The sequence below is a fragment of the Mesorhizobium sp. B2-2-3 genome (assembly GCF_006442405.1).
Classification (GTDB): domain Bacteria; phylum Pseudomonadota; class Alphaproteobacteria; order Rhizobiales; family Rhizobiaceae; genus Mesorhizobium.
The window spans coordinates 131,562-158,006 of record NZ_VFWC01000005.1; the positions used below are offsets into that span (position 1 = coordinate 131,562).

The 26,445-nt window shown below is 60.1% G+C and carries 18 protein-coding genes and 1 pseudogene; 7 read left to right on the forward strand and 12 right to left on the reverse strand.

The genetic code is table 11. The features are described from left to right. Nucleotides 1–51 precede the first annotated feature (51 nt). The 3 genes from FJ951_RS11245 to FJ951_RS11255 all read left to right on the forward strand — a co-directional run bounded on the left by FJ951_RS11245 (nucleotide 52) and on the right by FJ951_RS11255 (nucleotide 5,344). The gene (locus FJ951_RS11245) at nucleotides 52–2,727 is read left to right on the forward strand and encodes an autotransporter (RefSeq protein ID WP_140515087.1); all 2,676 of its coding nucleotides are present in this window, start codon (nucleotides 52–54) and stop codon (nucleotides 2,725–2,727) included. A gap of 246 nt (nucleotides 2,728–2,973) precedes the next feature. Next, nucleotides 2,974–4,080, forward strand: coding sequence for an OmpA family protein (locus tag FJ951_RS11250; protein WP_140515088.1), 1,107 nt, complete (start codon nucleotides 2,974–2,976; stop codon nucleotides 4,078–4,080). 19 nt (nucleotides 4,081–4,099) lie between these two features. Then, nucleotides 4,100–5,344: a caspase domain-containing protein gene (locus FJ951_RS11255; protein ID WP_140515089.1), complete on the forward strand. Its 1,245-nt coding sequence runs from the start codon at nucleotides 4,100–4,102 to the stop codon at nucleotides 5,342–5,344. A 56-nt stretch (nucleotides 5,345–5,400) separates the two neighbouring features. Here FJ951_RS11255 and FJ951_RS11260 read toward each other — a convergent pair whose 3' ends face one another. Then, on the reverse strand, nucleotides 5,401–5,910 hold the full coding sequence (locus FJ951_RS11260) for a hypothetical protein (protein WP_226880417.1): 510 nt from the start codon (nucleotides 5,908–5,910) through the stop codon (nucleotides 5,401–5,403). Nucleotides 5,911–6,169: 259 nt separating this feature from the next. Between FJ951_RS11260 and FJ951_RS11265 the strand changes: the two genes are divergently transcribed. Continuing rightward, nucleotides 6,170–6,703 carry an OmpA family protein gene (locus FJ951_RS11265; protein ID WP_140498307.1) on the forward strand — a complete coding sequence of 178 codons (534 nt, stop codon included), beginning with the start codon at nucleotides 6,170–6,172 and terminating at the stop codon, nucleotides 6,701–6,703. 68 nt (nucleotides 6,704–6,771) lie between these two features. Here FJ951_RS11265 and FJ951_RS11270 read toward each other — a convergent pair whose 3' ends face one another. The 8 genes and pseudogenes from FJ951_RS11270 to FJ951_RS29080 form a co-directional block, all read right to left on the reverse strand. Further along, nucleotides 6,772–9,102 (reverse strand): M23 family metallopeptidase, encoded by a 2,331-nt coding sequence (locus FJ951_RS11270; RefSeq protein WP_140515091.1) that lies wholly within the window; start codon nucleotides 9,100–9,102, stop codon nucleotides 6,772–6,774. After that, nucleotides 9,099–9,506 (reverse strand): DUF1036 domain-containing protein, encoded by a 408-nt coding sequence (locus tag FJ951_RS11275; RefSeq protein ID WP_181165311.1) that lies wholly within the window; start codon nucleotides 9,504–9,506, stop codon nucleotides 9,099–9,101. The genes FJ951_RS11270 and FJ951_RS11275 overlap by 4 nt, the downstream gene beginning before the upstream one ends. A 104-nt stretch (nucleotides 9,507–9,610) precedes the next feature. Continuing rightward, nucleotides 9,611–12,037 carry a serine/threonine-protein kinase gene (locus FJ951_RS11280; RefSeq protein WP_140515092.1) on the reverse strand — a complete coding sequence of 809 codons (2,427 nt, stop codon included), beginning with the start codon at nucleotides 12,035–12,037 and terminating at the stop codon, nucleotides 9,611–9,613. Further along, complete coding sequence (locus tag FJ951_RS11285; RefSeq protein ID WP_140515093.1) at nucleotides 12,037–12,816, reverse strand: protein phosphatase 2C domain-containing protein; 780 nt, start codon at nucleotides 12,814–12,816, stop codon at nucleotides 12,037–12,039. Before FJ951_RS11285 ends, FJ951_RS11280 begins: the two co-directional genes overlap by 1 nt. A 158-nt stretch (nucleotides 12,817–12,974) precedes the next feature. After that, nucleotides 12,975–16,529 carry a type VI secretion system membrane subunit TssM gene (gene tssM, locus FJ951_RS11290; protein ID WP_140515094.1) on the reverse strand — a complete coding sequence of 1,185 codons (3,555 nt, stop codon included), beginning with the start codon at nucleotides 16,527–16,529 and terminating at the stop codon, nucleotides 12,975–12,977. Nucleotides 16,530–16,551: 22 nt separating this feature from the next. Beyond that, on the reverse strand, nucleotides 16,552–18,057 hold the full coding sequence (gene tssL, locus FJ951_RS11295) for a type VI secretion system protein TssL, long form (RefSeq protein ID WP_140515095.1): 1,506 nt from the start codon (nucleotides 18,055–18,057) through the stop codon (nucleotides 16,552–16,554). Nucleotides 18,058–18,390: 333 nt separating this feature from the next. After that, nucleotides 18,391–19,170: a type VI secretion system-associated FHA domain protein TagH gene (tagH, locus tag FJ951_RS11300; protein ID WP_318013584.1), complete on the reverse strand. Its 780-nt coding sequence runs from the start codon at nucleotides 19,168–19,170 to the stop codon at nucleotides 18,391–18,393. Then, nucleotides 19,171–19,440 (reverse strand): annotated as a pseudogene (locus FJ951_RS29080) (FHA domain-containing protein); the annotation flags it as partial. Between the two features lie 275 nt (nucleotides 19,441–19,715). On the opposite strand from FJ951_RS29080, the gene tssI reads away from it, so the two are divergent. The 3 genes from tssI to FJ951_RS11315 are packed head-to-tail and all read left to right on the forward strand — an operon-like array spanning nucleotide 19,716 to nucleotide 23,555. Further along, nucleotides 19,716–22,043: a type VI secretion system tip protein TssI/VgrG gene (gene tssI, locus FJ951_RS11305; RefSeq protein WP_140515097.1), complete on the forward strand. Its 2,328-nt coding sequence runs from the start codon at nucleotides 19,716–19,718 to the stop codon at nucleotides 22,041–22,043. Between the two features lie 10 nt (nucleotides 22,044–22,053). Next, entirely contained in the window at nucleotides 22,054–22,482 is a 429-nt protein-coding gene (locus tag FJ951_RS11310; RefSeq protein WP_140515098.1) for a DUF6484 domain-containing protein, read from the forward strand. After that, the gene (locus FJ951_RS11315) at nucleotides 22,482–23,555 is read left to right on the forward strand and encodes a HEAT repeat domain-containing protein (RefSeq protein ID WP_140515099.1); all 1,074 of its coding nucleotides are present in this window, start codon (nucleotides 22,482–22,484) and stop codon (nucleotides 23,553–23,555) included. Before FJ951_RS11310 ends, FJ951_RS11315 begins: the two co-directional genes overlap by 1 nt. A gap of 19 nt (nucleotides 23,556–23,574) precedes the next feature. Here FJ951_RS11315 and FJ951_RS11320 read toward each other — a convergent pair whose 3' ends face one another. The 3 genes from FJ951_RS11320 to FJ951_RS11330 are packed head-to-tail and all read right to left on the reverse strand — an operon-like array spanning nucleotide 23,575 to nucleotide 26,411. After that, nucleotides 23,575–24,546, reverse strand: coding sequence for a type VI immunity family protein (locus FJ951_RS11320; protein ID WP_140515100.1), 972 nt, complete (start codon nucleotides 24,544–24,546; stop codon nucleotides 23,575–23,577). Nucleotides 24,547–24,564: 18 nt separating this feature from the next. Next, nucleotides 24,565–25,410 carry a DUF4150 domain-containing protein gene (locus FJ951_RS28740; protein ID WP_246671713.1) on the reverse strand — a complete coding sequence of 282 codons (846 nt, stop codon included), beginning with the start codon at nucleotides 25,408–25,410 and terminating at the stop codon, nucleotides 24,565–24,567. Continuing rightward, nucleotides 25,410–26,411, reverse strand: coding sequence for a beta-ketoacyl synthase N-terminal-like domain-containing protein (locus tag FJ951_RS11330; protein WP_246671714.1), 1,002 nt, complete (start codon nucleotides 26,409–26,411; stop codon nucleotides 25,410–25,412). The genes FJ951_RS28740 and FJ951_RS11330 overlap by 1 nt, the downstream gene beginning before the upstream one ends. Nucleotides 26,412–26,445 lie beyond the last annotated feature (34 nt).

The window sequence follows — 26,445 nt, forward strand, 5'->3', positions numbered from 1 at the left end:
TTTAATTGCCTTGATTTGTGACGGTATCGATTTCTCGTAAGGTGGGGTCGAATGAGAGTGTCGCGCGAGGCCTATCAATTGACGGGAGTCTCGTTGCTCGCCTTAGCGGCGGCGTCCACGTTCCAAGTCTCTGGCGCGGCGGCCTGCTCCGCTACTGCAAACGGCGGCGGCACTCCCTTCCAGGCGACATCGGTTACCGTGAACTGCACGACGACCGGGGATTTTCAGGACGTCGATGGCGTATTCACCACCCGATTTAGCGGGTTCGAGAACTCGTCGGAAGTCATCGTCAACGACTACGACGGCAATGGCGACGACGTCGTGAGAATTTTTGGCGGCCTCCTGACCGATAAAGCGGCGACAACACCCGGTGTAGGCGGCCTGCCTGCGGGAGGGTCGACCTCCTTACAGCCGGCGGACGGTACAATCGAACTCCTCGGCGGCAACGACCGGTTTGAGATGTTCTATGGGGATTTCTTGGGGGTTCCGTACGCCCCAACCGTCGCGGCCAATCTCAATACCGGGGCCGGGGATGACCTGGTCGTCATTCAGGCCGGCAGTATTCAGGACATTGACCTTGGAGATGGTGCCGACAGCGCCGTGATATTCGGCGACGGTACACAGGTTGGCAATGTGACCGGCGGCAGAGGTGACGACCTGTTATCGATCGGCATCCTCACTACCGAGGAGGGAATTTTTTTCAGCGCGCCGACCGTCGGCGTTCTCTCCGGGGGCGATGGCAATGACACCATCATCATTGCGGGGGGCACAGTTGATGCCCTGGATGCCGGGGCTGGCAATGACCGGGTCAGCGTCAGCGGCAGTGCCGCGGTCGACCTCGACCTCGACGGAGCGGCCGGAAACGACACGATAATGGTCGCTGGCAACGCCACCATTGGCGGCAGCATATTCGGCAATGACGGCGACGACACCGTCAACATAAACGGCGGAACCATAGGCGCCACGACAGGTGGCAACATCACCGGCGGCCTAGGCTTCGACAGCGTCTCGGTCGTCGGCGGCGACATAAAGGGCGGCATCGACGCCGAACATGTCCATTTGTCGGGTGGCACGATCGAGGGTGACATTACCGGCCTTGGACCCAACACGCTAACCATCGATCATATCGGCGCCGTCGAGCCGCTCATCCTTAGCGACGGGGTGCTATTCAGCGGTACAGGCGCCAACGGCACAGTCGTCGACACCGACCTTGCCGCCGGCGGCAAGAGCCAGAACTTTGCCGGCTTCGACAATTTTTCGGCCGACCATTCGACCCTTCGCTTCAGCGGTGGCACGCAGGGCATAAACCAACTCAACCTCGGTAACGGTTCAACGCTGTTCATCAACGGCAACGTCACTATGCCGGGTTCGATCATCGCGACAAATTCCCTGATCAACATGATGGACGGTGTCGCCGACGACGTGTTGATGCTCGGCGGCCTCGCCCTCAACAGCGCCACCATCAGCCTCGACATCAACCAACAGACGCTACGGTCGGATCAACTCGTTGCCAATGCGTTTTCGGCTGCCGGCACCAGCACCATTATTGTCAATCTGCTGGGCACCCCCCAATTCGCCCAAGTGACCAATATCCCGATCATCGTCTCGGCCAGCGGACCGGTTGCCGGCACCTTCCGTCTCGGAAGTATTTCCGGCACGCCGGGTTCGCTTTTCAGCTATGAGATCGTGAACGGCCCGAATGGCGGCTTGTTCCTGCGTGCCACGCCGGCCAGTTTCGGCATTGCGGCGGCGCCGACCAGCGCGACCAACGCGGGCGCGGTCGAGGTGGCACTCGACGCTCTCTACGGCATAAACCGCGACGCGATCGATGCTGACCTCCACCTTTCGCCTGCATCCGGATCTGGAATGGTACCGGTTTCTTCGAGCTTCGGGGTCTTTGCTTCCGGCCAGTTCGCTCATACCGAGCATGACGGCTATAACATCAGTGGCGGCGGCCTGAATGGCCCGGGCCCGAGCTTCGATGCCAATGATTTTTCGGCCGCCATCAGCCTGGACTTCAATGCCGCCAAGCATTTCCAGTTCGACAATGAGTATGGCCTGAACATCGGTGTATTCGCCGGCTACGCCTCGACTGACGTCAATCTCGGAGCCTTCCAGGGATTTGATGCCATAGGGGAAGGTAACAACAAGGCCGGACTGTTCGGCGGCTACGCGCTGTTGCGCAAGGACTACAATTACGCGCTGGTCTCGGCCTCCGGTTTCTTCGGCCGAAGCGACGTGATGAACGGGGTGCTTGACACCACCGGCAGCTATGACACCGAGGGCTACGCGGTCACGGGATCTGTCGGCCACATCTTCGCGCTGGGCGAACGCACCCGTTTCGATCTGCGTGGCGGCCTGCTTGGTGTTTCATTCCGCGGCGATCCCTACACTGACAGCGGTGGCAATCAGTTCGGCAAGAGCCGGCTTTCATTTGGCGCCATCAAGTTCGAGCCTGGCATTTATGGCGATTACACGCTGAGCAACGGTATGGTGTTCAGCCCCTATGCGCGTGGCGAATTGCAGCAGCGTTTCGGTTACAAGAACACGACCGAGATCGGTACCAGGACGATCGCCTTCGACGATGCGGATTTTTCCGTGGCGCTATCGACGGGGTTCAACCTGAAAGTTTCGGAGTTGACGACCGTCAACGGCGAAGTCCGTGGTAAGGCCTCCTCGGATAGCTCCACCGTTGGCGCCAAGCTCGGACTTAAGATAGCTTTCTAGCGGTTCCTCGATCCGCGGATCATCCGCGCCCGCGCTGAGTTCCTGACGTCTTTGGGATGGGAATAGCAGGACCTTCGAATCCCCCGCACTCAGGCAAGGTGCGGTATCGTGATGCCGGGATCGCGGGCTGGCCAAACACACCAACCGGGATGCTCGCCAATTGGCAGCAAGTGCTCTATGCTCTCTGGAGACACCGCATGGTCGTGATGTCGATACGGGGTTCTGTTGTCGTAGGCAGGGGGAGCCATGTTCGAAGTTCTCGGAGTCTGGCGCAAAGCACGGTCAAGAAGCAGAGTCGCCGCGAAGACGCTTGGCTTGATCGTTTCGTTGTTCGTGTTGTTTTTGCCCGGACTGGGAACGGCGAACGCGCAGACAAACTGGACGCTCGATCCGACCGCTTCGGTCCTCACCTATCAGTCGGTCAAGAAGAACACGATCGTCGAAACCAACAAGATCAGGAATATTTCCGGCAGCCTCACTTCGACCGGCGACGCCAAGGTCTCCTTTGACCTCAACTCAGTCGATACCGGGGTCGACCTGCGCAATGTCCGGATGCGGTTCCTCTTCTTTGAGACCTACAAGTTTCCAACCGCCGAACTGACAGCGAAAGTGGATCCGGCGGCATTTGCCGACCTCGCCACCAAGCGACGTATGAAGGCGGTTCTTCCATTCCGTCTCAACCTGCATGGGGTCGACAAGGATCTTGAGGCCAATGTCGTGGTGACCATGGTCAGCGACACCATGGTGTCGGTCGCCTCGGAGGCCCCTGTCGCGGTGCATGTGGAAGACTTCGGTCTATTGCCCAATGTCGACAAACTCCAACAGGCGGCCAGTGTGACCAACATTGTTCCTACCGCATCGGTGTCGTTCGATTTCGTGTTCACGGCCGACGGAAGCAAGCCGCCCCCCGCCCAGACCGTTGCGGCAAGCACCGAGGTCGGGCCCGTCGCCACCGATGCGACGAAGACCAACTTCAACGATGAGGAATGCCTCAACAGGTTTGCGGTGCTGTCCCGTACCGGGGCGATCTATTTTCGCCCCGCGAGCGCGCGGCTCGATGCCCAAAGCCGCCCGCTCCTCGCTGAGGTCGTCGGTGTCGTCAGCAAATGCCCAGGCCTAAAGGTCGAAGTTTCCGGACACACCGATGCCGATGGACCGGTTGCAGAGAACAAGCGCTTATCGGAGCGCAGGGCCCAGGCAGTGGCCGACGCCATTGTTGGAGCGGGCATTCCGCGCACGCAGATTACGGCGACCGGCTACGGCGAGGAACGCCCAGTCGCCGGCAACGACACGCCGAAGAACAAGGCGCTCAATCGGCGGATCGAGTTTTCCGCCACCAAGCTCGTCAACTGAGGAAGGATCTGTTGTCCCGGTGGGTTTCGATCTGATCGCCCGTCGCAGTAGCCTTCTGCGCGCAATCGGGCTCGCGGCAGTTGCGCTGCTTTTCACTTTGACGGCAGCCGATGCCGAGCGCCGTACAGCGCTGGTACTTGGCAACTCCCAATATCTGCACGCCCCGGCACTCGCCAATCCGGTGCGCGACGCCAAAGCCATCGCCGAAAGCCTGAAAGATCTTGGTTTTGAAGTCGTTTCCGGCTTCGATCTGACCAAGTTGCAGACCCAGACGACAATAGCGCAGTTCGCAAAGCAGGTGCGCGGGGCGGACATCGCGCTTTTCTTCTATGCGGGCCATGGCTTGCAGGTTTCAGGCAGCAACTATCTTCTTCCGATCGATGCCGCCCTGGAGGACGAGACTTCGCTCGACTTCGAGGCGGTGCCTGTCGATTTCGTTCTGCGACAGATGTCTCGCGAGACCAGCATAAGGCTTATTTTCCTCGACGCCTGTCGCGACAATCCTCTAGCCGAGGTGCTGGCAAAGACCGCCGGCGTCAGGGGAGCAAAAAGCGGCCTTGCGGAAATCTCGATCGAGAATGGCGGTGCCGGTACGCTTGTCGCGTTCGCCACCAGTCCAAATCAGGTCGCCTACGACGGATCCGGCAAACATTCGCCGTTCACCTCGGCGTTGCTTGCGCACATTGGCGAGACAAATGTGTCCATCACTGAGGCTATGAACCGTGTTACCGCCGATGTGTTCAAGGCAACCGCTAGCAAGCAGCGCCCCTGGAGCAACGTCTCGCTGACCACCGAGGTCGTCCTGCACAAGGTTGATCTCAACGCACCGCTGATCGTCGGTGAGGCGGGCGTTCCCGGACCGCAAGGCGACTCGGATACGCGCAATGCCACTGCTAATCCGTCGAGCTCCGCCAATGACGCCCAACTCGCACTCAATGTGCTCCGTCAGAAAATCCCAAAACTCGCCTCTGACGACCCGATCTTTTTCGACGTTCCCATCGATTTCGGTGACCCCGAAATCGATGGGAAGAGTATTGCGGAGCTCATAAAAGGCGAGCCACGCTTCAGTCCGGTGGAGGGCCTCGACAATTCGGTATGGCAGGGCAAGCACTGCGACGGCTGCCATGAGTGGAACGAGACCCGACTGTGTGATCAGGCGAAGAATTTCGCCGCCAACGATGTCTCCGTTCTGCGCTTGCAGCATCCGCTTGGGACACGCTTCAAGGTGGCGCTCGCCAAATGGGCTCAAGGCGGTTGCAAGTAGGCGGGACGGAGGGCGTCCTCCAGTTCTGTGGGAGCCGGTCCTGTGGGCGAGTGCCCCTAAGATGCATCCGTTGACTGGTGGAGGGCCTCGATCTCGGCCATCTGGATACCGATTTCGACGAACGCCGACAGCACCGAGAAGCGGTCCACGAGCGCCACGCGTGCCAGACCGGCCAGAATTCCGGCATTGATTGCATAGGCAGCAGGAGAAGGCTGCAAATCCAGTGCCGGCATCGCGGCCACGGCTGACCGATCTTCACGCGATCCCGCAGCTAGGATAATCCAGCCGACCGGGGTTGTTGGCGATTTTGCCGCGGCGGCTCTGACGTCTGTTCGATGGCGGGGGCTGTCGGGTTCGCTCACCCAGTCGCGGACAAGACCGAGCAACCGGTGATCGGTCTCATCGAAGAGGTCGCTCAGATGGCTTAGGCATTCGTGGGCCCACCAGACCGCGGCCCGCTCGGGAAGCAGGTAGGCGCAAAATGTAATCGCTTCCTCAGGAATGCGCCCGGCGAGGAGGTCGCGGCAAAACGCGATCGAGTGCTGTTCGGTCGGAGGAGTGCGCATGTCCCTGGTGATAGCGGGACAAGCTGCGAAAAGATCCCGTGCCGTTTTGAATCGGAGCCCATGGGCCATGAACGCCGCGCTTTCATCGAGGAACTTTGGCCACTCAAGCCTCAGGCACGGCGCGGGTCAAGTCTCAAGCCGTGCCACGGCCAAAACAGTCGCGATGATCGCACCTCCAACGTTTGGCCACAGACAATTGCGCTGGAATTTGATATGTTCGCGATCGATCAAAATCGGATACTCAAACAGGAGGAGCGCTATGCAGTGGAGTCGTTCAGCCTTTGTCTTGGCGGTCGTGTTTTTCTCGAACCATGCTTCCGCCGATCCGGCTCGGAAATCAGAAGACATCGTGAAGTTTTTTGCCGGCGCAGCCGATCTTGGCAAATCTCGAGGAATTTGTGTCGGTTCCGAAGAGGAGTGCAACAAGAGCAACACCAATGGGCAGCAGGAAGGCAGATCCAACCTCGACATGCTGATCAATTTCGGGCTGGATTCGGCCCAACTCGACGCAACCGCGCGCGCTGAGCTCGAAGAGTTTGCCAAGGCTTTGAAAGACAACCGGCTGAGCACGTTCAACTTCGTCGTCGAAGGCTACACCGATGCGACGGGCACGCTGCGCTACAACGAAGGTCTGTCACAACGAAGAGCGAAATCGGTGGCAGCTTTCCTGACGGCCAGCGGTGTCGAGGCCGCGCGCATCAACGCCGTCGGCATGGGCGAGAAGAACCCTCGCAACGCCAACCCGTACGATCCTGCCAACCGCCGCGTGGAAATGCGGATAAAAACGCAATAACCGTCGAAACTGCGCGGCAAACCGAGGGGGAACCCTTCTGCGCAAGAAACTCATGCCAGACCTGACGCTCAGAGCGTATTTGGGATCGAGCCCATGAGAGCAGTGATGGCCTGTTTGTATTTTTCGAACTCCGGCGACGTCTGACGGATTTCGGTGGTCGTTGTCTGTGACCCGGCGTCGGTTGCCAGATGAGTCAGCTTCTGGCCCATTTTTCTTTCGGCCCAGTCCACCACGTAGCTGGCTGTCTTGCCGGTGAGGAACGGGTTGGCCTGGATGACGGCCGACCCCAGGACAGCGCTCAGCTGCGCCGAACCTGATGCCGACAGAACCTGATGCGCGCCTTCCATTCCAAGGAAATGACAGAGATAGAGCCGGCCGGCCGTGATTTGGTGGCCGCGCTGGCGCAGGTAGGCCTCGCCTTCGCGCGCCAGGTTGCGCACCATCTCTCGCGAGATCGTGGCGTCGTAGCGCAGGGCGAGTAGGTCCTCGGTCGACAGCGTGCGTGCAAGCTCCGGGCGGTAGGTATTCATCATCCTGATCCAGGTCTTGGTTATGAACTGGCCGGCGCCCGTCGCGGAAGAATTAGGATTCTTGGCGCGAGCACTACCGCCACTTTCGACGTGAACGATGCGCTCGGTGAGCGTTTCGACCGCGGAATCGTTCGATGCGACCGCGGTAACCGTGCCCAAGGGGTCGATCGCCTCGCCGTTTTGGTAAAGCTCGAAATGCAGGTGAGGGCCGGTCGATAATCCGGTGGTGCCGATATAGCCGATGACGTCGCCTGCCTTGACCTTGGTGCCGACGCCGGCTTCGATTGCAAATTTCTGCATGTGCGCATAACGCGTCTCGCGGCCGTTTTTGTGCAAAATCTTGACCAGATTGCCGTAGCTTCCCCCATCGCCCTGGAAGGTGATCTCGCCATCGAAGGCGGCTGCGATCGGCGTGCCGACGGGTGCCGCCCAATCGACGCCCTTGTGGATGCGCACGGTCCCCAGAATGGGGTGCTTTCGTGGTCCGAAGGTAGAGGTCATGACGCCATTCACCGGCGTGACCATGCCGTTGGTGACTGTCAGCGAGCGTACCTGATCGTCACCTGTAACACACGCAAACTGGCCGTCGCTTTGCTGGAAGACAAAACAGTCGAGGCTTTTCTCGCTCCCCTGCACGCCCACATACAGAACCCGTCCCGCGCCCTCGTCCTTGCCCCTGGGCGTCTGTGAATAGATCATCACCAGACGCTGGTCCTCGCTTGCAAAGGCGTCCAGATCCTGTCCTCTCGAAAGATACATGATCGCCTCGCCGATCACGCCGGTTGGAACATTGTTGCGGGCTGCCGTCGAATAGATGGCGTCGAGCAGACGATACTGTCGTTTATGCGTACCTTCTTCCTGTGCGCCCGAATAGTTGAACAGATCTTCGCGAACCCAGGGATCAACACCCGACACGAAGGCGCCCGCGCCGTTGCGCGTCAGCGTGCCGACGAACAGGTTCTTGGCGTAGATCGAAACCTGCATCAGGGACATTGCGCTCGTGTCGCGCGTCGGCCTGAACCCTCGCATCGCAACGACGTAACCCGCTGCCAGGCCGTCCCGGTGGAAAAGCGCGCTCAGGGCCTCGCCTGCCAGCTTGGCATCCTGCGCGGAGAAGTGCGCATCCAACGCTACGCTGTCCAGACTGCGATCATTGAGAACCTTTACGAACGTGTCTTCGGTCGCCGCGAATCGCTGGTACTCATTGGTGACGGCTACGACGCTCGTGTTGTTCTCGATCTCGGTCTTCTGGAATGCCGGCAGGGCTGCATCGCCTGCATCGATCGTCTCACCCCATCCGGCTTCGGGATCGTCGCTGTCGGCTTTCTGACCGGAAGCCGCTTCAAGTTCCCTGGCGGGAGGCGAGGGCTGAAGATCGTTCTCCAGATCGCCCGATGGCGCGGCAGCGGTTTTTCGTTGCGCTTGGAAGAATGCGAAATCCTCCTGCGTCGACGGTATCGTCGTCATGAATTTTTCGCTGGCGCTCAGCATGACGTCTGACAGGACTTCGAGCTGGGGAGAAACGTCGGCCTGATCGAGTTCTGCCGGACGCGGGACCACTCGGCCTTTGGTTGCGGCGCCGGCATCTGGCGCAAGGGTGATCCACATCGGGTCCCCCGCCAGATCGATCAGCGCTGGCACGTAGACGGATGCGTCGGCCGGCACATCGTCCGCCCCCTCGACCGCATGCAACTCCTCGTCTTCGTCGCCGAATGACCAATAGTCCGCGGTCAGGTAAAAACCGGCGGCCACGCAAAGCAGCACAGCCGAGGTCAAACCCACCATCAACCTACGCCATAGCGTGCGCCTGCGAAGGGCGGCGCGCGCCTGCTTCTTCTGTCTGAAGCTCGTGTCGATATGGTGTGTCACGGATTGCTTGCGGTCAGGAAGAAGGTCCACCGCACCTGTTCGAGGGTGTCGACTTCCAGAAACCGGGCGGTGATGTGGCCGCGCTGCCAGCATTCGTCACTGCCGCGGATCGAGAAACGTCGCCGTTCGATGCACATTTCGGTCAATCCGGCGAGGATGGCATGACCAAACACGTCAGTTGCATAGATGTAGACGTAGCGGTTGGTCAGTTCCTCCCGGATAACGTTCACGCATTGGTTTGCGCCGATGGTCCACCATCCATCGGTCTGGTCCGCATTGTCGACCTTCTGGCCGACGGCGAGATTGACGACATCGAGTGTCTGATTGCAGACCGTGAACTCGGCTCGCGCTTGGCTGGACAACAGCAGGGCGAGGGGAGCGCCCAAAATGATCGCGAGTTTCATGCGCGCCCTCGGGGCAGATAGGGCTGGAACCGGACCTGCTGCTTTTCGGGCAGGGCAGACCAAGCGGTCAAACACCAGCGGCGGCGTTCCATGCTAGGCCCACGCTATCCGCCGAGCCGGAAATACTTGGCAGTGGCTGAGAACCGAGATCCGTCGGTCTCGACTTCCTCGATGATTTTGGGCAACAGCGCCGAAGCTGGCGTGGGATCGGAGAAGGCAGCCGACTGAATGTCGCGAGGGCCCGTGATCACCAGTATTATCTGCGGCACGGACTTTCCAGCAGCCTTATCGGCCGTGCCGAGACCAATCGGGATCCTGAAGGTCGCCTTGTCCGACCCCGTGACGATGCGGTCGTCGAGATTGAACACCATGCCTTTGTGGTCGATCAGCAGAACGCTGGAGATGAGCCCTCTGCGCGTTACCAATGTACCGCTAATCGGCGTACCGTTCGGCACAGATGTTCGGTCGAGAACAAGCTGCGGCTGGTCGGCCGCGGTCTGTCCCAGAAAGCGCAGAAAATTGGTTACCTCGCATTGGCTTGGCTCAATGAGGCGGACGCTGATGTCTGGCTCGACATGGAATTTTGCCTGGAAATCGCCGAGCATGCGTTCGAATGGCTGGACGGCCGTGCCAAATCCTTCGATTGCGGCGGCCTTGTCGGTAGCAGATGTGACGGCGGCATAGAAACAGTCGCCGCCGCCGAAGGCGCGAACCCAGGCGACGCGTTGAGCGATATCGTCGACCGCCGGGGGGATCGCTGGTTTGGGCACGTTCAACGCTACAACGCGTTGGTTCGGCTGCTTGCCTGTCGGCAATGCAGAAATCTGGCTGTTGCCGTTGGCATCCACCGCTGGACCTGCATTCGATTTCAGTTCCGGGATTGGGGCGGCCGGCGGGCTGGCCTGTGGTTCGGGCTTTTTGATCTCGACAACCTCTGTCTCAGCCGGCAGCGGAGTTGGGATCGTTTCGGCTTCTGGCGGGGTTGGAGCGGTCGTATCGGGGGAAGTCGGCTTTTGCCTATCGCTGGCCGTCATGTCAGGCTGGATTGCCGGCGATGCTCTTCCTGGCGGCGGCGCGTTCGTCGGGATTGGCTTCGGCGGCGCCTCGGTTCGTAGAGGTATGTCGACAGGCTTGGCCGACGGCAGTCTTTGAGCTGCCACAGCATCTGGCTTGCCCTCGGCCGGCGGTGTGCCGGCCTGCGTTTTCGGCTGCGCCGGCGGAACAACATGTGGCGGCTCGGGCGCGTTCGCCGCATTCTGCGTAGCGGCGGGCTGTGACGTTTGGGGCGCGGGCTTTGCTGGCTCTGCCGCGGAAAGCGACGTCTTGCCGACAGGCGGCGTCGCAGGCGTCATGACGCCGCCCAGATAAAGGCCGCCTCCAGAGGCCACGGCTAGCGCCGCCAAGGCACAGAGCGCGATCGTTCGGGTCCTTGTGGATTTGCCAGGCGCCTCGGCTGTGGCGGTACGTGCAGCGCCGACGGGGCCCGGACGCGGCGGTCCAGACAAATGCGCGGGCCGCACATGCTGGACGAAGCGCGGCCCACCTGAACCCGTCGCGGCTGCCTCGTCGTGCCGCTCGACCTCATTCTTGCTGGCTGGAGCCGCGGCTTGCCCTATCGGCGGCAAACCCGGCCTAACGCGGGGTGTGAGGGAAGTCGGCGGGATTGTCTCCTCGTTTTCATCACGCGTCATCCTGGCGATTTCGGCCATGCTGACGGGCCGGTCTCGCGGATCCGGTTGAAGCATGGCTTCGACAATGCCGCGAAAATCGTCATCGATATCGGAGAGATTAGGCACGGTTCGGCGCTTTTCGATGACTTCGAACTGCGAGCCGCTCATATCGATCGGCTTGCCGCGCAAGGCGGCGACCAATACCAGCCCAAGGCTGTAGATGTCGGACTGCTCTCTGACGTCGCCGCTGTAGAGCCCGAGTTGTTCGGGCGAAACATAGTTGTACTTTCCCGCGAACCTTCCGCCTATCAGGGTCTCTCCGCCCACCGTCGCCGAGCGTGCGATGCCGAAATCGATGATCTTCGCACGGTCAACCCGGTCCCCCGGCAGAATAATGTTATCCGGCGAGAGGTCGCGGTGTATTGCTCCGGCCTGGTGCACGGCGCTTAGACCGGAGGCGAGGCGATGGCACAGCTTTCGTACCTCTCCCGTCGGCATCGCCCCACGTCGCATGATGTCGAACAACGACGCTCCATCGACGAATTCCATGGCGAGGTAGGGACGACCGATCCCCGGATCGATCGTGAAGACGTGATAACGCACGACCGCGTCATGCGACAGGTGGTTCAGGATAGTTGCCTCTTTGCGAAACAGGGACAAGATCGTTTGGTCGCGCGCGAATTCCGGCAAAACGATCTTGATCGCGACGTGGTCGCCGGTCTGGATGTTGTGGCCCCGGTAGACTTCGCCCATGCCCCCGAATGCGATCCGCTCGTCAAGTTCGTAGATACCGCTCAGTTGCGTGCCCACGGCAGTGTTGGCCGCGCCTGGCGATATCCGCGTCTTGTCGTCGGCGCTCATCAGCCCCGCCCCCGCGCTTTGTACGCAGCTGGATGGGGCGACTGGCTGTCGTATCCGCCCGCGACCCTGACAAGCACGATGGTCACATTGTCTGTTCCGCCACGCGCCAGAACCGTTTCCAGCAGGTTTTCACACGCCGACTGAGGTGTCGCGGACACTGTCGCAGCCTTGATCTCAGCATCGGTGACATGCGCCGTCAGGCCATCGGTGCTCAGCACAAAGATGTCCCCCGGCAGGATTTCACCTTGCTGGAAATCGATGACAATCTCGTCGCTGACGCCGACTGCCTGCGTAATGACATTGCGGCGCGGCCAGGTGAGCGCTTCGGCTTCGGTGAGCATGCCTTTATCGATGAGTTCCTGAACCTCGGTATGGTCCTTCGATATTTGCGAGATCGAGGCCTCGCGGATCAGATACACGCGGCTGTCACCAGCCCAGAGGCAGGCGAACCGCCCGTCTATGGCAAGCAGGGCGGCAAAAGTTGAGCCGATTGTTATCCCGCGAGACTGGGAGATGCGGCGGATCTCGGCATTAGCCCTGCTCAGCCTGTCTTCGAAGCGCGCCCGAAGATCCGGTGCGGAGCTGGCAATCCCGATCGTTGCCAGATGATTGACGATACTGGCTGAAGCGACTTCTCCGGCGTCGTGACCACCCATCCCGTCGGCGACCAACCACAGGCCAGCCTGGGGCTCGACCAGGTAGTTGTCTTCATTGAGCTCCCGCACACAGCCTCTGTGGCTCACGCCGAAGCTTTCAATGGGAAGGGCGACATTGTTCAATTTGCCACCAAACGCTTCACCCAGCGTCCTCCGCGGCGCACCTTCGGGCGCGTTCGTGCCACTTTGCCACAGGCTCAAACATTAGAGTATCGAAAACTAAAATATGTGTGTGCCTGGTTTTGCGCTTCTGCGGCTTACTGCCCAGGATCATCTCAATCTCAGAACGCCTTGGGACAGCTGAACCCGGAAAGGGCAGGGAGCAGGAAGGGGTTGGTGCCGGACCCTGTCTGGATCGTGTAGGTGACGTCGCGCCCGCCGATCACGAAGCGGGCCTGCATGCTGCCCTCGTTGCCCGTGATAGCCGCCTTGCTCAGAAGCCGCGTCAAGGCCCACGGCCCTTCGAACGTGATGGCGGACTGGCGCCCTGGCATTTCTGGTGTCAGGCTGAGGCTCGCGGATGGGCTAGCCGTACCGGTCGGCCAAGTCACCGTGCTCGGCCCATTTCCGGTCTGGTTGCTCTGAACGGTCTGGCCATCGACATCAAGTACGGCCATGTCGGCATCGCCATGCAGCGAGAAGGGTGTAAAGGTGACGCTGACGGAGGGTACTGAAGCGCCCGATGGAAAAAAGGCAATGCGGATTTCCGCAGCCAACTGGAAGTCCTTCAAGGTCGATTTCGACAAGTTGCGTCCAAAGCGCGTATCCTGTTTCCAACGCCAGTCCTGGCCGGTCATGTCGATCAGCGAGGCCAGATTTTGTGCAAAGAACCGGTCCATCAGTCCGCCTGGGGCGAACAGCTTCGCGAAATCGGCCATGGCGACATCCTCGGTGCTGCTCCCGTCGAAGGGGTAACGGCCGTTGATCGCTGCCTCGCAGGGGGCTGTGACCGTCTGGTCGAGTATCTGGTTCAAGTTTGTCACCGAGGTTTCGGCGACGTTACCTTCGAACTCATCTGCCGTCGTGTTGACCATCCGGCCGAGTTGCTTGGGCAGACGCGAGACATTGGCGCGAAGGGTGGCAATCTGTAGCTGCAGATTACCGTTGAGCCGCTCCACCTGCGAAGGAACTTCGGTGGCCAGTCGCAGGCTTTGATAGATGTCGCTGAAGTTCTGGGTTAGTGCGTCGATCGGGCGATGTCCGGTGGGCCCGTTCACCAGGACCTGGAATGATTTGAATCGCGCTTCAATGTTCGCGCCCAGATTCAAGTTCTGTACGTCAGCGGGCTGTGCGCCGGCGCGGATTTGCGATTTGCCGTTGGCTATGTGTATGCCGATACGGGCTAAGCCCTTGGCTAATTCTGCGGCGCTGCGTTGCTGGTTTTGAGCCGCGGATTCTGTCTCGGCGCCAGGACCGTCACCTGGGTCCCGTGTCAGCGCCGTCTCGTTGGCGATCGCCGAAAACAGCCGCTCTATCGGCGAATTGGGGGAGGCAGCGGCTGAAAGCGCGGTGTAGTGCGGCTTGTCTGTCAGCATCGCCTTGAATTTCAACTGGTCGAGAACGCTGTTCCACGCGACGGCGAACGCCTTGCCGTAGCGATCGAGAAGTTCGGGGCCGAGCCTGAGCAATTGCTGATCGATGTCGCCTTGCTCTCCGCCACCACCGAGAACCCACTGCTCGTCGACGAGCATCTGCGCAATGCGCGAGAGTTGGGCAAGGTAGAACCTGTTGAAGCCGGAACTGGTGTAGAGACCGGGAACACGAAGGTCCGCCAGCTCGCTGCCATCGATACGTTCGAACAGCAGTTGGGCTTCGGGACCACCTTGCTGGGAAACGGAGAAGTCATCCAGCGCCGCCGCGTAGATCGCCGACTTGATCAAAGCGGTCGCTCGATCGGCAAGGCTCATGCGTTCGAGAGAGCGTTGTGCGGCTTCAACAAGTGGCTGGTTCAGTTCGAAAACGGGGTCGTAGGCGTCGTCCAAGGCGAGCATGGCGCGCAGGTGCTTTTCGAGGTGCGCTCGTCCCTCGCGGTTGTTTTCGCCCGGGTATCGGTTCTGTTCCCAATCTTGCTTCATCCAGGAAACGATCAGCGCGTCATCGACCTTCGGCGCCTTGCCACCAAGCATGAGGTAGATTTTCAACGGCTCGTAGAGTGCGGCGGGATCGCCCATCTTGGCTTGGATCGTTCGCTCGGCCTGGATCAGCAGGCGCGAGCGCAACATGCGTTCCAGGCCTTTCCGATAAGCGGTCCGGGACGCGGAAAGAAGTCTTTCCCGCTGACTGAGGCCGAACGTCTCCCCGATCGGTGTCGCTAGCTCAGCGGCTTCGAACCCGGCCGGCAGGTCGCGCAACTGGTCGAGCGGGCCGATGACGTTTTCAAGGTCCACATCGGTAACCGTGGCCGCCTTGAGCAGCGTTTCCGCCGTCGCGCGATACTGGCCCATAGCAACCGTTGCGGACGCGATCAGCGAGCGGTTGGCCGCGAAGCTCAGAGCGAGCGTACCGAGTGCGGCAGCAGCGATCAGCGCTATCGTACCGAGGCCGCCAAATCTGGCCACCGCCGCCCGCCTCGCACCTGATTTGTCATACGAAACCCATCCCGATTCGGCAAAAATGACGTCCGTCAGCAGATCATGCAAAAAGAAGCTTTTGCCGGTTCCGGAAAGATGCGGGCGGGAATTGCCCCCGAAATTGCGGCCGATTGCGCCCAGCACCTGATCGATGGGCGTTCCCTCTTGCGTGCCTGACGAAAAATAGAGTCCACGCAGGCTGGCGTTCACCTGGCTGCGGGACGGGTCGAATAGACCGGCGACAAAACTGGTTATGCGCCCCCTCAGCGCGCCGAACTGAGCCGGAAAGCCGAAGATGGAGATGCGCGTGACCGGATCAGCCTCTTCCTGGAGGCGGTCGGCCATCTCGTCCGCGAGTCGTTCCGCCAGCCCATCGAGTTCGGCAGGAGCCGCGGCGGCCATGTTCCTATCGCGCTCCGCCGTCTGGAATGTCGTGCCCCATACCTTGCGTCTGCGCGCCTCGTCGAAACCGCCGAAATAATCCGTGAACCCTGAAACCAGATCGGCCTTGGTGAAAAGCAGATAGACGGGAAACTGGATCTTCAGCGTCTCGTGAATTTCTCTCAGGCGGCTGCGTATCTCGACGATGTGGGCATCAAGCTGCTGATCATCGAAGCTCATCACATCGGCAAGGCTGATGGCCAGGATGACGCCGTTTATCGGTTGTCTGGTGCGGTACCTCTTGAGCAGTGACAGGAATGCGAGCCAGCTCTTCTTGTCAATCTCGGGATTGGAGTCCTGCGTCGTATAACGACCTGCGGTGTCGATCAGCACGGCCTGATCGGTAAACCACCAGTCGCAGGCACGTGTTCCGCCAACACCGGCCACCGGTTGGGCGTCCCCCGAACCGGCAAGCGGAAAATTCAGGCCTGAATTGACCAGAGCCGTCGTCTTGCCGGCACCCGGCGGGCCGATGACAACGTACCAGGGGATCTCATAGAGAAAGTTGCGCTTGCCGCTCGACCGTTTGAGCGCCGCCACGGCCTCATTCATCCGCGCTTCGAGCACCCGAGAATCGTCATCGCGGTCGGCATTGTGCGCAACGACGGCTTCGAGCGCTTTTTGCGCCTTCCTCGCTTTCCAGAAACGCAGCGCGTAAAAAAGCGCCAGCAGCGCGAGGATCACACCAATGATCGTCGCGCGCAGCCACCCAGGTCCGAGCGGCCGGATGTCGGCGAAGCGGATCAATGGCCCGGCAAACCACACTGCCGCGACGAAGCCGGCCAGCGCGATCACGCTGAATATCCGCAACAGCCAACGCGTCATGGGTGGTTCCAGCGGGCCGTGCTCACAGTGTTTCCTCCCGGGGGATCATCACATCGACACGGCGGTTCTTGGCGCGGCCATCCAGTGTCGCATTGTCGGCGATTGGCTCGTCCTCGCCTTTACCCTCGACCGTCAGTCGCGAGGGATCGCTGAATTTCACTGCCATCAACACTTCGACTGCCTTCGCCCGGGCGACGGAAAGGTCGAAATTGGATTTGAACGCGCTCGACTTTCGTGGTTTCACATTGTCCGTGTGGCCGACGATCCGGATTGGTCCAGGCTCGTGTTCCAGAGCCGCGGCGATGTCGGTGGCAATGGGCTGGAATTCCGGCCTCGCCTCGGCCCTGCCGGACTGGAACAGCAGGAGATTGTTGATCTCCACGACGATGAAGTCGCCCTTGGTGCCGATGGTCAGCCCGCCGCCTTCGAGATCCTTGGCCAATGCCGCACGAATACGATCAATCTGCGCGGTGGCCGCTGGTGGGGTGACTTTCGCCGGCTCAGCCAACGGCGCCACGCTGGCGCGTTCTATGACGACTGGTGTTGATGGGTCGAGCGCCAGCAATTCACCCGCGACCGCCTCGCCTTCATTGGTGATGAAGACCCGCAATGCGAAGAACGCCGCTGTCAGCAACGCGGTCGCCGCTGCCGCGACGACCCAAAGCGGCAGGCGGGCGGAGGACTGCGCCATCGTCGCCGCTAGGCCCTGCCAATGCGGCGAGATGTCTCCACCGGAACGCGGCCTGAAATAGCGAAGCGTCTCGTAGACGTCGCGACGAACGCGTTCGAGATTGTTGTCTTGTCGCGTCACGCCTCGATACTGGCCTTCGAAACCCAGCGACAGGCAGGCATGCATCAGTTCGAGCAGATCGTAGTGTTTTTCGGGACTGGCCAGGATCTTGTTCAGCGCTTCGTAGAAGCCGGTGCCGGTGGGCTCGAGGTGAAAGAATTGCCGCAGCATCCCGTGTGGCGCCCAGGCGTCAGTCCTGGGCCACGGCAGGTTACCGATGAGATCGTCGGCGGTTTCGCAGAGGGCGAATTTCGCAATCCGGGCATCCTCTTCGGCAACGCCTGACTTCTCAACTATCCGGTCGAATTTCTCAATCGCCTCCGTGACATGTTGCGCCAATGGCGCCGCCTGTCTTTCAACGGGCAAGAGCCTGAACTGTCCGAGCAGCATCAGCAAAGGTGCCGCCGCGGCGAGAATGGGGTTTGCCGCGGCGTATTTGATGCCGCTCCCGGCGTTGAATAGGCTTTCCTGCTCGATGCCTGTCCTCGGCGCAGTCCCAGCAGAGCCTGTCGGCGCACCAACATCGCCGGGGCCACCTTGATAAATCACGGTTCCGGATGCCCAGCCTGGCGACCACCCGCCGCCTGGATCGAACACCGTCGAATCCTTGATTGGAGAGGACTGGCCTCTGTCCGCGACGGGCAGCTCGGGAATTAGCGTCGATTTTTGCTTGCTCCGCGGATTTGCGCGAATGACCGTCTTGCCCGCCGGGCCGAAGGGGTCGTCCTTCGAACTCATCGCAGATCGTCCGTGCAGGCGGGGCGCCGGCGATGGGGTGAGATGGGCGCAGAACCGTTTCCGGCCAGGTAAAGGAAAAACAGCCGCTGCCGGCCGTGGCAATGGCTAGAAGATGCTATCACGCAGTGACATGACATTTGCCGCAGACCCTCAGCTCAATGAGTCTTACCCGCTTGGCGAACTGTCTTATGCGATCGTAATCTCAGAAATCGTCGATTGGAACCGGACGCCGGGCGTCAGCGAGACTTTTCTTCGCCGACTGCCGTGCCATGCATTTTTGGCCATATGCTTTTTGGCCATACGTTTCCCGGGGCCGTGCCTTCCTGGGACCTCCTATTTCTGCTTGCCGGCCTTGGCGTAGGCCTCGCTGAAATAGGCCAGGAATATATCAAGCATGCCGTTTTCATGTGCCTCCTCCATGGTCCGCCATGTCGCGACATAGACGTCCCAGGCTTGGCTCTTCTTCTTCGTAAACGAGGTAGGCGGGAGTTTCCTGCCGATCGCCTCGGGCGACAGGTCGTCAAGCAGCCGGGAGAGCGCGGTTTGCATCGCGGTATAAGTGGCAAACTCGTGAGTCTTGAGATCGCGGAATGCATCTTCGATGCTGCGCCTGGCATCAAGATAGCCGGTCCTGCGCCGGGCGAACATGATTTCCAGGATGTCGTCGGTTCCTGGAACGAACTTCATCGGATTGTTGTCGGCGGCGCTGATCATCGTTCGCTGTGTGCTTTTGGCCAACATTTTCGCGGCCGCGCGTGCTTTCAGCAGCAGGGTCAGCTCCTCGACCACGTCCCGCAAGACCGCGCCGATTTCGGCGGCAACTTCATGGGGGTCGCGCGATTGAAGCAATTCCGGCGAAATGCCGGCTGCGATCGCGATCTCCCGCAGCACCTCGTCCCTGGTTGAGGGCAGGGCAGGCGACGAGAATGTCGGCGCGGAACTGCGCTGTGCGGACCGTTGCTGCGCGGGCTCGAAGAAAGGCCCATCTCCGAATTCCAGCGGCCGGCCTGTCGCGACCGGCGTTTCCCGCTGTGTCGAATCGCGGCTGGGGTGGTCTGCCGTGGCGCGCTCTTCTTCGACCGATACTAAGACGACATAGCGGCCGATCAGCATCCGGTCGCCATCGACCAGCCGATGCGGGCCGCTCATGCGCTGGCTCGATCCATTGATGAAGGTCCCGTTGCGCGAGATGTCGTGCAGCCAGAACGCGCCCGCCTCGTATCGAACCTCGCAGTGCCGACCCGAGATGAACTTGTCGGGGTCGGGCAAGGTCCAGTCACAAGCATCGCGCCCGATTTCGAAGCCGTTATCACGCGCCACGTAGCTGGTCGAGGTGCCAGCGAGCAGGGCGTCGACATTGTTGATCCGCAGACTGATGTACATCCAAGATCGCCGTCGATCGTTGATCGATACTCCAACATTCTAGCAGCTTGCAGGCAAAACAGGACAGCGGCGTTTCAAGCCGACGAGTCGACGGATAAGATTCTGTCGCCCGCCTGTCCTCTTTGGTCAGCGGGAAAACATGTGGTAGGCTAAACATGGCCTGGCGTGGCGGATTTGGAAAGTTCCTGAACGTAACACCGCTAATGACACCGTTGATATAGCGGGAACTTCAAATCCATCACATTGGCGGCCGCGTCCAGGAGGGGGCTCGACCCATGCCGAATGAACGTGCCACCGTTGTCCGCACACCGGTTGGCTCCGACTTGCTGACCTTCACGCATCTTGTCGGACGCGATGAGATCAGCCGTTGCTTTGCCTACACGGTCGGGTTCGTGAGCACAGACTCCGATATCGACCCGTTGAAGATGCTGGGCGGGCCTGTCTCGATCGAAGGTGAATCCGATCCAAAGCGCTGGCTCAGTGGAATCGTGTCGGAGTTTCGGCTCACCCGCATGGAGGACCGGCTAGCCTACTACGAGGCCGTCATGAGGCCGTGGCTCTGGTTTCTCGGCAACACCACAGATTGCTATATTTTCCAGAACAAGAGCGTCGTCGACATCGTCAAGGATGTCTTCAAGAAATACGGCATCTCCGAATTCGATCTACGCCTGCAAGGGTCCTATCCGGCGCGTGAATATTGCGTGCAATACGACGAGACCGATCTGGACTTTGTGCAGCGGCTGCTGGAGCACGAAGGTATCTTCTATTTCTTCGAGCACGATGACGGCAAGCATACGCTTGTCCTGGCTGACGCGATGAGCAAGCTGAAGCCTGCGCCGGGCTACGAGAAAGTGCTCTATAACTTTGAAGGTCAGGGCTCCCGGCGCGACGTCGAATACATCACCGAATGGATACCGGGCAGCTCGGTGCGCCCAGGCGCCTATGCCCACACCGATTATGATTTCAAGAAGCCGGGCGCCGACCTTATGGCCAAGTCGGCCCAGCCGTTCAGTCACAAATTGTCCGCGGGTGAGAACTACCGCCGGCCGGGCGCGCATCTCGAAGTAAGCCGGGGCGACAGCCTGGCTTCGATCCGGCGCGAGGAGATCCAGGCCTTGCACCAGCGCATCGCCGCGGCCGGCACCGTGCGCGGCTTGTATTCCGGCTGCACGTTCAAGCTGGACGGTTTTCCGCGCGAAGACCAGAACCAGGAATATCTGGTGGTCAGCGCCGAATACAGGCTGTTTGACCCCGGCTATAGAGCCCAGGCCGACGTCGAAAGCGAGAGTTTCAAAGTGGTCCTCGGTGTGGCGCCGACAGCCTTGCCCTATCGCCCGCCGCGGACCACGCCACGACCGATCATGCGCGGCCCGCAGACGGCGACGGTGGTCGGTCCATCCGGCGAGGAGATATTCACCGACAAATATGCGCGGGTGAAGGTCCAGTTTCATTGGGACCGCGTCGGCAAGAAGGACCAGAACAGTTCCTGTTTCGTACGGGTGTCGCAGAGTTGGGCCGGCAGTGGCTGGGGGTTCATCCAGATACCGCGCATCGGCCAGGAGGTCATCGTCGACTTCATCGAAGGCGACCCGGACCTGCCGATCATCACCGGCCGGGTCTACAATGCCTCGCAGATGCCGCCCTACGGCCTGCCTGGCAACGCCACACAATCGGGCTGGAAGTCGGATTCTTCCAAAGGCGGTGGCGGCTACAACGAACTGATGTTCGAGGATAAGGCCGGCTCCGAACTGGTCAATTTCCAGGCGCAGAAGGATCACAACCTTCTGATCAAGCATGACCGCACAAAGCTGGTCCAGCACGATCAGTCCGACCGCATTGACCACGACGCCAAACACTCCGTCGGCCACAACCTCGACGAGGACGTCGGCAACAACAAGACGGTCAAGATCGGCGTCGACCAGACCACCAACATCGGCTCGAACGACACCGAGACAGTGGGCGCCAACCGCTCGCTGACAGTCATGGCCAACGAAACCATCCATGTCGTGTCGAACTCGACGGAAAACATCGACGCCAATCATTCTCAGACAGTGGGGATTGTACAGACGGTGAGCGTTGGCGCGGCGCGTGTCGATTCGGTCGGAGCATCCGAGACGCGAAGCGTCGGCGGCCCGCAGACAAACACGATTGGCGCGACACGGTCTGTGACAGTTGGGGCAGCGCAGGACCACAGCATAGGAGCGAGCGACAGCTGGCAGATCGCCTCCGACCAGAGCGTGTCCATAGGCGGCGGCCATACCGAGAGTATCGCGAAGGATCAAGGCTCGACGGTCGGCGGCGGACGCACCGCTTCGGTGGGCAAGGACGATTCCACATCCGTGGCCGGCGCGCATTCGCTTTCCGTCGGCAAAGACAGTGCCATTTCGGTCACCGGCAATGGCACGATCAAAATCGGCAAGAAGCTGGTGATAGACGCAGGCGACGAGATTCTGATCAAGTGCGGCTCGGCCAAGATCATGATGAAGAAAGATGGCACGATTGGCATTGAAGGCAAGGACATTTCGGTCAAAGGTTCCGGCACTGTCAGCATCAAGGCGTCCGGCGACATTACGATGAAGGGCTCGAAGATCGGCGAGAATTAAGGGTGCAGCGATGAGCGACGTTCGCGAACGCATTGATGGTGTGGTGATCGGCATCTTTCTCGGTTTCGACGATGCCGCATCGCCGCTGGTGGTATTTCCCGGCAATCCGGAAGAGACAGCCTTGCCGGCGCGAAGCTTGACCGCACTGACGTCCGATATGGTCGGCTCAGAGGTGGCTTTGCTCTTTCAGGAGGGCGACCCCGTCAAACCGCTCATCGTCGGCCGCATCGTCGAGCCAGCGCGCAAGACAACTGCGCCCCAGGTCGTGCGCGACGGCGAGCGCATTCGCATCATCGGCGAGGAGCGCATCGAATTGCGTTGCGGCAAGGCGACGATCCTCATGGAAAAAGATGGTCGCATCACCATTCGCGGCACCTACGTCACCAGCCAGGCGAGCGCCGCCAATCGTATCCGTGGCGGATCGATCGATCTCAATTGATGTTGGCGGCAACCGGAAAGCCGAAATCGCAAAGCGCGCCGGAGCGGCGCATAGTACCGGATGTCGTCAGACAGCACGCAGAGCAAGCCGCGTTCTTCTGGATGCAGCGCGATACGCTGATGGCGGAGGATCCGCCGGACCTTCATGTGATCGCCGGTGTTGACCGGCGGCTGGAAGCCAACCTGGATGGCCTCCGTATCGCAGGAACGGCCGCCTGGCCGTTTATCGTGGCGGCGTATGAGGACTTCCCCGAAAAGGGCGAACTGTTCCTCTACGGATGGATGGCGATTGAGCAGAACGACGACCGCCGCGTGGCCGAGGCGGTCGAACTTGGCCGTCAAAGCGAGAACGACGCATGCGGGTTGGTTGGCGCGCTGGCGTGGCACAAGCCTGTAACCATCGCCCCACTGGTGCGGGACTGGATCGGGGCGCCGGATGCCTTCAAGCGATTTCTCGGGTTATCGGCCTGCCTCGGGCATGGCGTCGACCCGAAGCAGATGCTGGCGCGACTTGTGCGCGATCCGGATACGCGCGTGCGCGCAGCCAGCCTGCGCCTTGCCGGTAAGCTTAAACGCGCGGACCTCGCCCACGAATTGAGAGCCGCCCTAAACGATACCGACGAACCGACCCGGTTTTGGGCCGCCTGGGCGCTGAATGAACTCGGCTCAGGGGACCTGGCCAGCCCTGAATTGCGAAGGGTGGCAGTCGGCGGCGGACCCGACGCACTGACGGCGTTGCGTGCCGCGGTCAAGGCGGCACCTGACAAGGACGTGCGCGCCTGGATGGGTGGGCTTCTTAAGACTCCAGAGACGGCGCCGGTGGCCGTACGTGGCGCCGGCATGCTGGGCGACCGGACCATCCTGCATTGGCTTGTCCATCAGATGCGTCAACCCGCGCTCGCGGTTGCAGCCGGCGGCGCGCTGCTGGAGCTATTCCCAGAGGCCCGGCAGGCCGACCTGTTTACCACAGAGCCGAGCCAAGTTGGCCAAGCGTTCGAGCATCACTTCGGGGATGCTCCATCTAATCTGCCGGTCGCGGAACGGGTAAAGGAGTGGGCAAAGAACATAGGTTGATGTTCTTGTTCCGGCAACGTCATTCGTCAAAACGTGCTAGCCAAGCTTCAAACGGTCCCTCCTCGGCAAAGAGACCGCGTGTGTAAAGCCTCGCATGGTGGGAGATCCGAATGGGTCTTAGGATGTTTGCTAGTCTGCGATAAAGTGGAGTGTCTTGATTCCGGTTGCGGTCACCAACTTCAGGTGTCGAGCCAGCAATGACTATAGCGCCTTTGGAATATGGCAAAACGACAAAAGGCTCTCCTAGATGCTCTCTCACTTCACCTATTCCTCCCAGCTTCTCTACAAATTCGGTTGCGAGTACTGTTAGCCAGTTTCCTCCTTTTATCCCGTTTCGAGTGGCAAACTCATGTGCTATCGGTACATCCACCTCCAGTCCAGGGTAGCGACTGGCAAAACCTGCGATGTCTGGCGCAAACTTGTGAGCGAGGCCTGAATCAGGAGACTCCAACAGCGTAATGCCGCCATAACCATGCGCTGGTTGTAACCTCTGGCACCAACGTTCTATCATGAGGATAAATTCTTCAACTCTATTGTCGAACCAAAGCACCGGAAAACTCACTTGCAAGAAGGATTGAAAGCCTTTTAGTTCGGCTTTAGCTTGGGGGCTGCCCAACCCGAAGATCTTGATCGGTGAGGCATCGTACGGTCGTTTTCCACCGTGCCAACAAAACGCCCACGCGTGGTCTCGTGCATCGTCGGTTTCCCATAGTGCGGAAAGCAGATACGGTGACATATCGCGGCTTTGTAGTTTGGTGACGGGGCTCATTCGTCCAGATTCTGCGCCGACCGAGTGCCATCGGAGCAATTTCCCGATCATGTCGTCGTATTCGTTAAAGCATTCTAGCGCGGCTATTCGTTGTTCTTTGGTGTGACCGGAGTTGAAATACATTGTAACAGCAAGACCAAAGCAAATTCCTGTTTGCCCTTCGTCATCTTGGATGGAGGTTTCTTGCCAATGGCGCAGGCTCTCCCAGCTAGCTTCACTCATTTTAACTCCAAGACAGTTCTAGGGACAATCGTCAGGAATGATGGTAATGGGACCCCCACCTTGAATGTCCATGTATGCCTGTTCCTGCCCTGGTCCCATAACGTCTGGTGGAAACTTCATCTCAAAGACATCAATATTGCCGGTAACTGGGCCGCCCGGGCCCCTCAAACGCACGACATCCGGCCTACGAGAACCCGGTGGTCTACCGGGTACGGGATTGCCGAGAGCATCATATGATTGCTCGGGGATCAAGTTCGTATTCCGGTAGTCTTTTCGCAATGCGCGCTCAACACACTTCTGCTTCATCGCCCGACCGGGCGAGTCAGAACCAAATGCAAACTTTGGATCATTGAAGGAGGCCGGGTCCACTGAAGTCTCAAATTTTTCCGCTCCGGCTACTGCTTTGCATTCTTCGTATATGATGCAAAGGAGTCCCAATGCCTGATCGTAAGAAAGTGCGGCGTCCTGATTGCCTTGCAGATCAGCGGCATTTTTGTTGTTGTGAAATTTCTTATCCGTGTGACGGCAGGCGTTTTTGCCGTCCATTTTTACGTCGAACGAATAGGTGATCCAGTCTGTTGCCTGCTTGAACGTATTGGACTTGACGCCGCCAACCGTGCCCGGTTCGTCACCAGTGGTCATGCCATATTGCGAACCCTTGACGGCGATCATCTTGCCGCCTTTGGCAAACACGGTCGTCGTTCCGTCCTTTAGCGTCCCCTGGTTTGCGAAGTTTGGATATGGCAACGGCACTGGGCCGCCGGGGGTCGGCGTCTTGCAGACATCGGGAATCGTGGCGATTGAGATACCGATTGTACCCTTGTAAGTTAGGCCGAGGCCGTTGACGACGATATGGGTCGGCATCAGGTGCTCCTTCTCGGGCCACCCAACAAGGTGGCTGCCCGTATGCCATTTTCGGAACTCGCCCAGATGAGCGACAGCGGGCCAGGTTGGTAACCGCGCGCTTCTGCCTCGGTTATCAGGCTCACGAACAACGGACCGGACGCTGCGCCGACATCGCCCCAGCAGTCGGCTGGCGTCTCAAAATCCGCTGCATCCTTGAAGCGACCGGGATTGCGGATAACTGCGAAACCGTATTCGTTGCCATGATAGCGTTCGCCGTTCATGTCGCAGATGATGCGGTCGACCGGGTCGATCGGCGCATCCTGGAAAAGAAAACGGAAGGCCGCGCCAAGGCCTTCGCCCAATACCACCGTTTCGGTCTTGATCCTGTTTTCCTCACTCGCAATCGAGGAGCCGACGATTTCCAGCAACGGGCGAAGCCCGTAGGCACGCGCCACGGCTAGCGTTGTCAGCAGGATGAAGCCTGCCGCCTCGCCTGGACAGAAGCCATAGATGTTGCCGTCCGAATGAAGCTGCCCGTTTTCGTCCAACCACTCGAGTGTTTCTGGCTCAAGATAGGTATCGACCCCACCCGCCAGGCAGAATTTGGCTTTTCCATCTCGCAGGGATTTGCAGGCATGGTAAATCGCCAGAAGTCCTCCGGCATGGCCGCCCGCGGTCGAGCCACCGCCTTCCAGTAAGATATGCGCCAACCGCTTGCGGAGCCGCGTATCGACCTGCGCGGCGAAGCCATCCGGCTGACCAGGCCGGGGTTCGCCGGTGGAGAGGATGAGCATAACCTTAGCTGTGTGGCCCGATTCCAAAAACGGCCGTAGCGCATCAAGGGCCGGCGACACCGCAATCTCGACGGCCCGATCGGGCCCCCGCAGATTGACCTCGATGCCGGTATCGCGGGTGACCTTCATCCGCGCGCCGAACCGGTCGATCATATAGGGATGATCCTGAATGACAGAGATGCCAGCGCGGACCGCCGCTGCATTTGAGGCCGTGTCAAAACCCAACGGAGTGCGCGCTCCTACACCCACGACGACAATA

What these genes read in the sequence shown, in the direction of transcription:
- FJ951_RS11245 (WP_140515087.1), top strand. Translation starts at nt 52, where the DNA reads ATGAGAGTGTCGCGCGAGGCCTATCAATTGACGGGAGTCTCGTTGCTC.
- FJ951_RS11250 (WP_140515088.1), top strand. Translation starts at nt 2,974, where the DNA reads ATGTTCGAAGTTCTCGGAGTCTGGCGCAAAGCACGGTCAAGAAGCAGA.
- FJ951_RS11260 (WP_226880417.1), bottom strand. Translation starts at nt 5,910, where the DNA reads ATGCGCACTCCTCCGACCGAACAGCACTCGATCGCGTTTTGCCGCGAC.
- FJ951_RS11265 (WP_140498307.1), top strand. Translation starts at nt 6,170, where the DNA reads ATGCAGTGGAGTCGTTCAGCCTTTGTCTTGGCGGTCGTGTTTTTCTCG.
- FJ951_RS11275 (WP_181165311.1), bottom strand. Translation starts at nt 9,506, where the DNA reads ATGAAACTCGCGATCATTTTGGGCGCTCCCCTCGCCCTGCTGTTGTCC.
- FJ951_RS11280 (WP_140515092.1), bottom strand. Translation starts at nt 12,037, where the DNA reads ATGAGCGCCGACGACAAGACGCGGATATCGCCAGGCGCGGCCAACACT.
- tssM (WP_140515094.1), bottom strand. Translation starts at nt 16,529, where the DNA reads ATGACGCGTTGGCTGTTGCGGATATTCAGCGTGATCGCGCTGGCCGGC.
- tssL (WP_140515095.1), bottom strand. Translation starts at nt 18,057, where the DNA reads ATGAGTTCGAAGGACGACCCCTTCGGCCCGGCGGGCAAGACGGTCATT.
- tagH (WP_318013584.1), bottom strand. Translation starts at nt 19,170, where the DNA reads ATGCTGATCGGCCGCTATGTCGTCTTAGTATCGGTCGAAGAAGAGCGC.
- tssI (WP_140515097.1), top strand. Translation starts at nt 19,716, where the DNA reads ATGCCGAATGAACGTGCCACCGTTGTCCGCACACCGGTTGGCTCCGAC.
- FJ951_RS11310 (WP_140515098.1), top strand. Translation starts at nt 22,054, where the DNA reads ATGAGCGACGTTCGCGAACGCATTGATGGTGTGGTGATCGGCATCTTT.
- FJ951_RS11315 (WP_140515099.1), top strand. Translation starts at nt 22,482, where the DNA reads ATGTTGGCGGCAACCGGAAAGCCGAAATCGCAAAGCGCGCCGGAGCGG.
- FJ951_RS11320 (WP_140515100.1), bottom strand. Translation starts at nt 24,546, where the DNA reads ATGAGTGAAGCTAGCTGGGAGAGCCTGCGCCATTGGCAAGAAACCTCC.
- FJ951_RS28740 (WP_246671713.1), bottom strand. Translation starts at nt 25,410, where the DNA reads ATGCCGACCCATATCGTCGTCAACGGCCTCGGCCTAACTTACAAGGGT.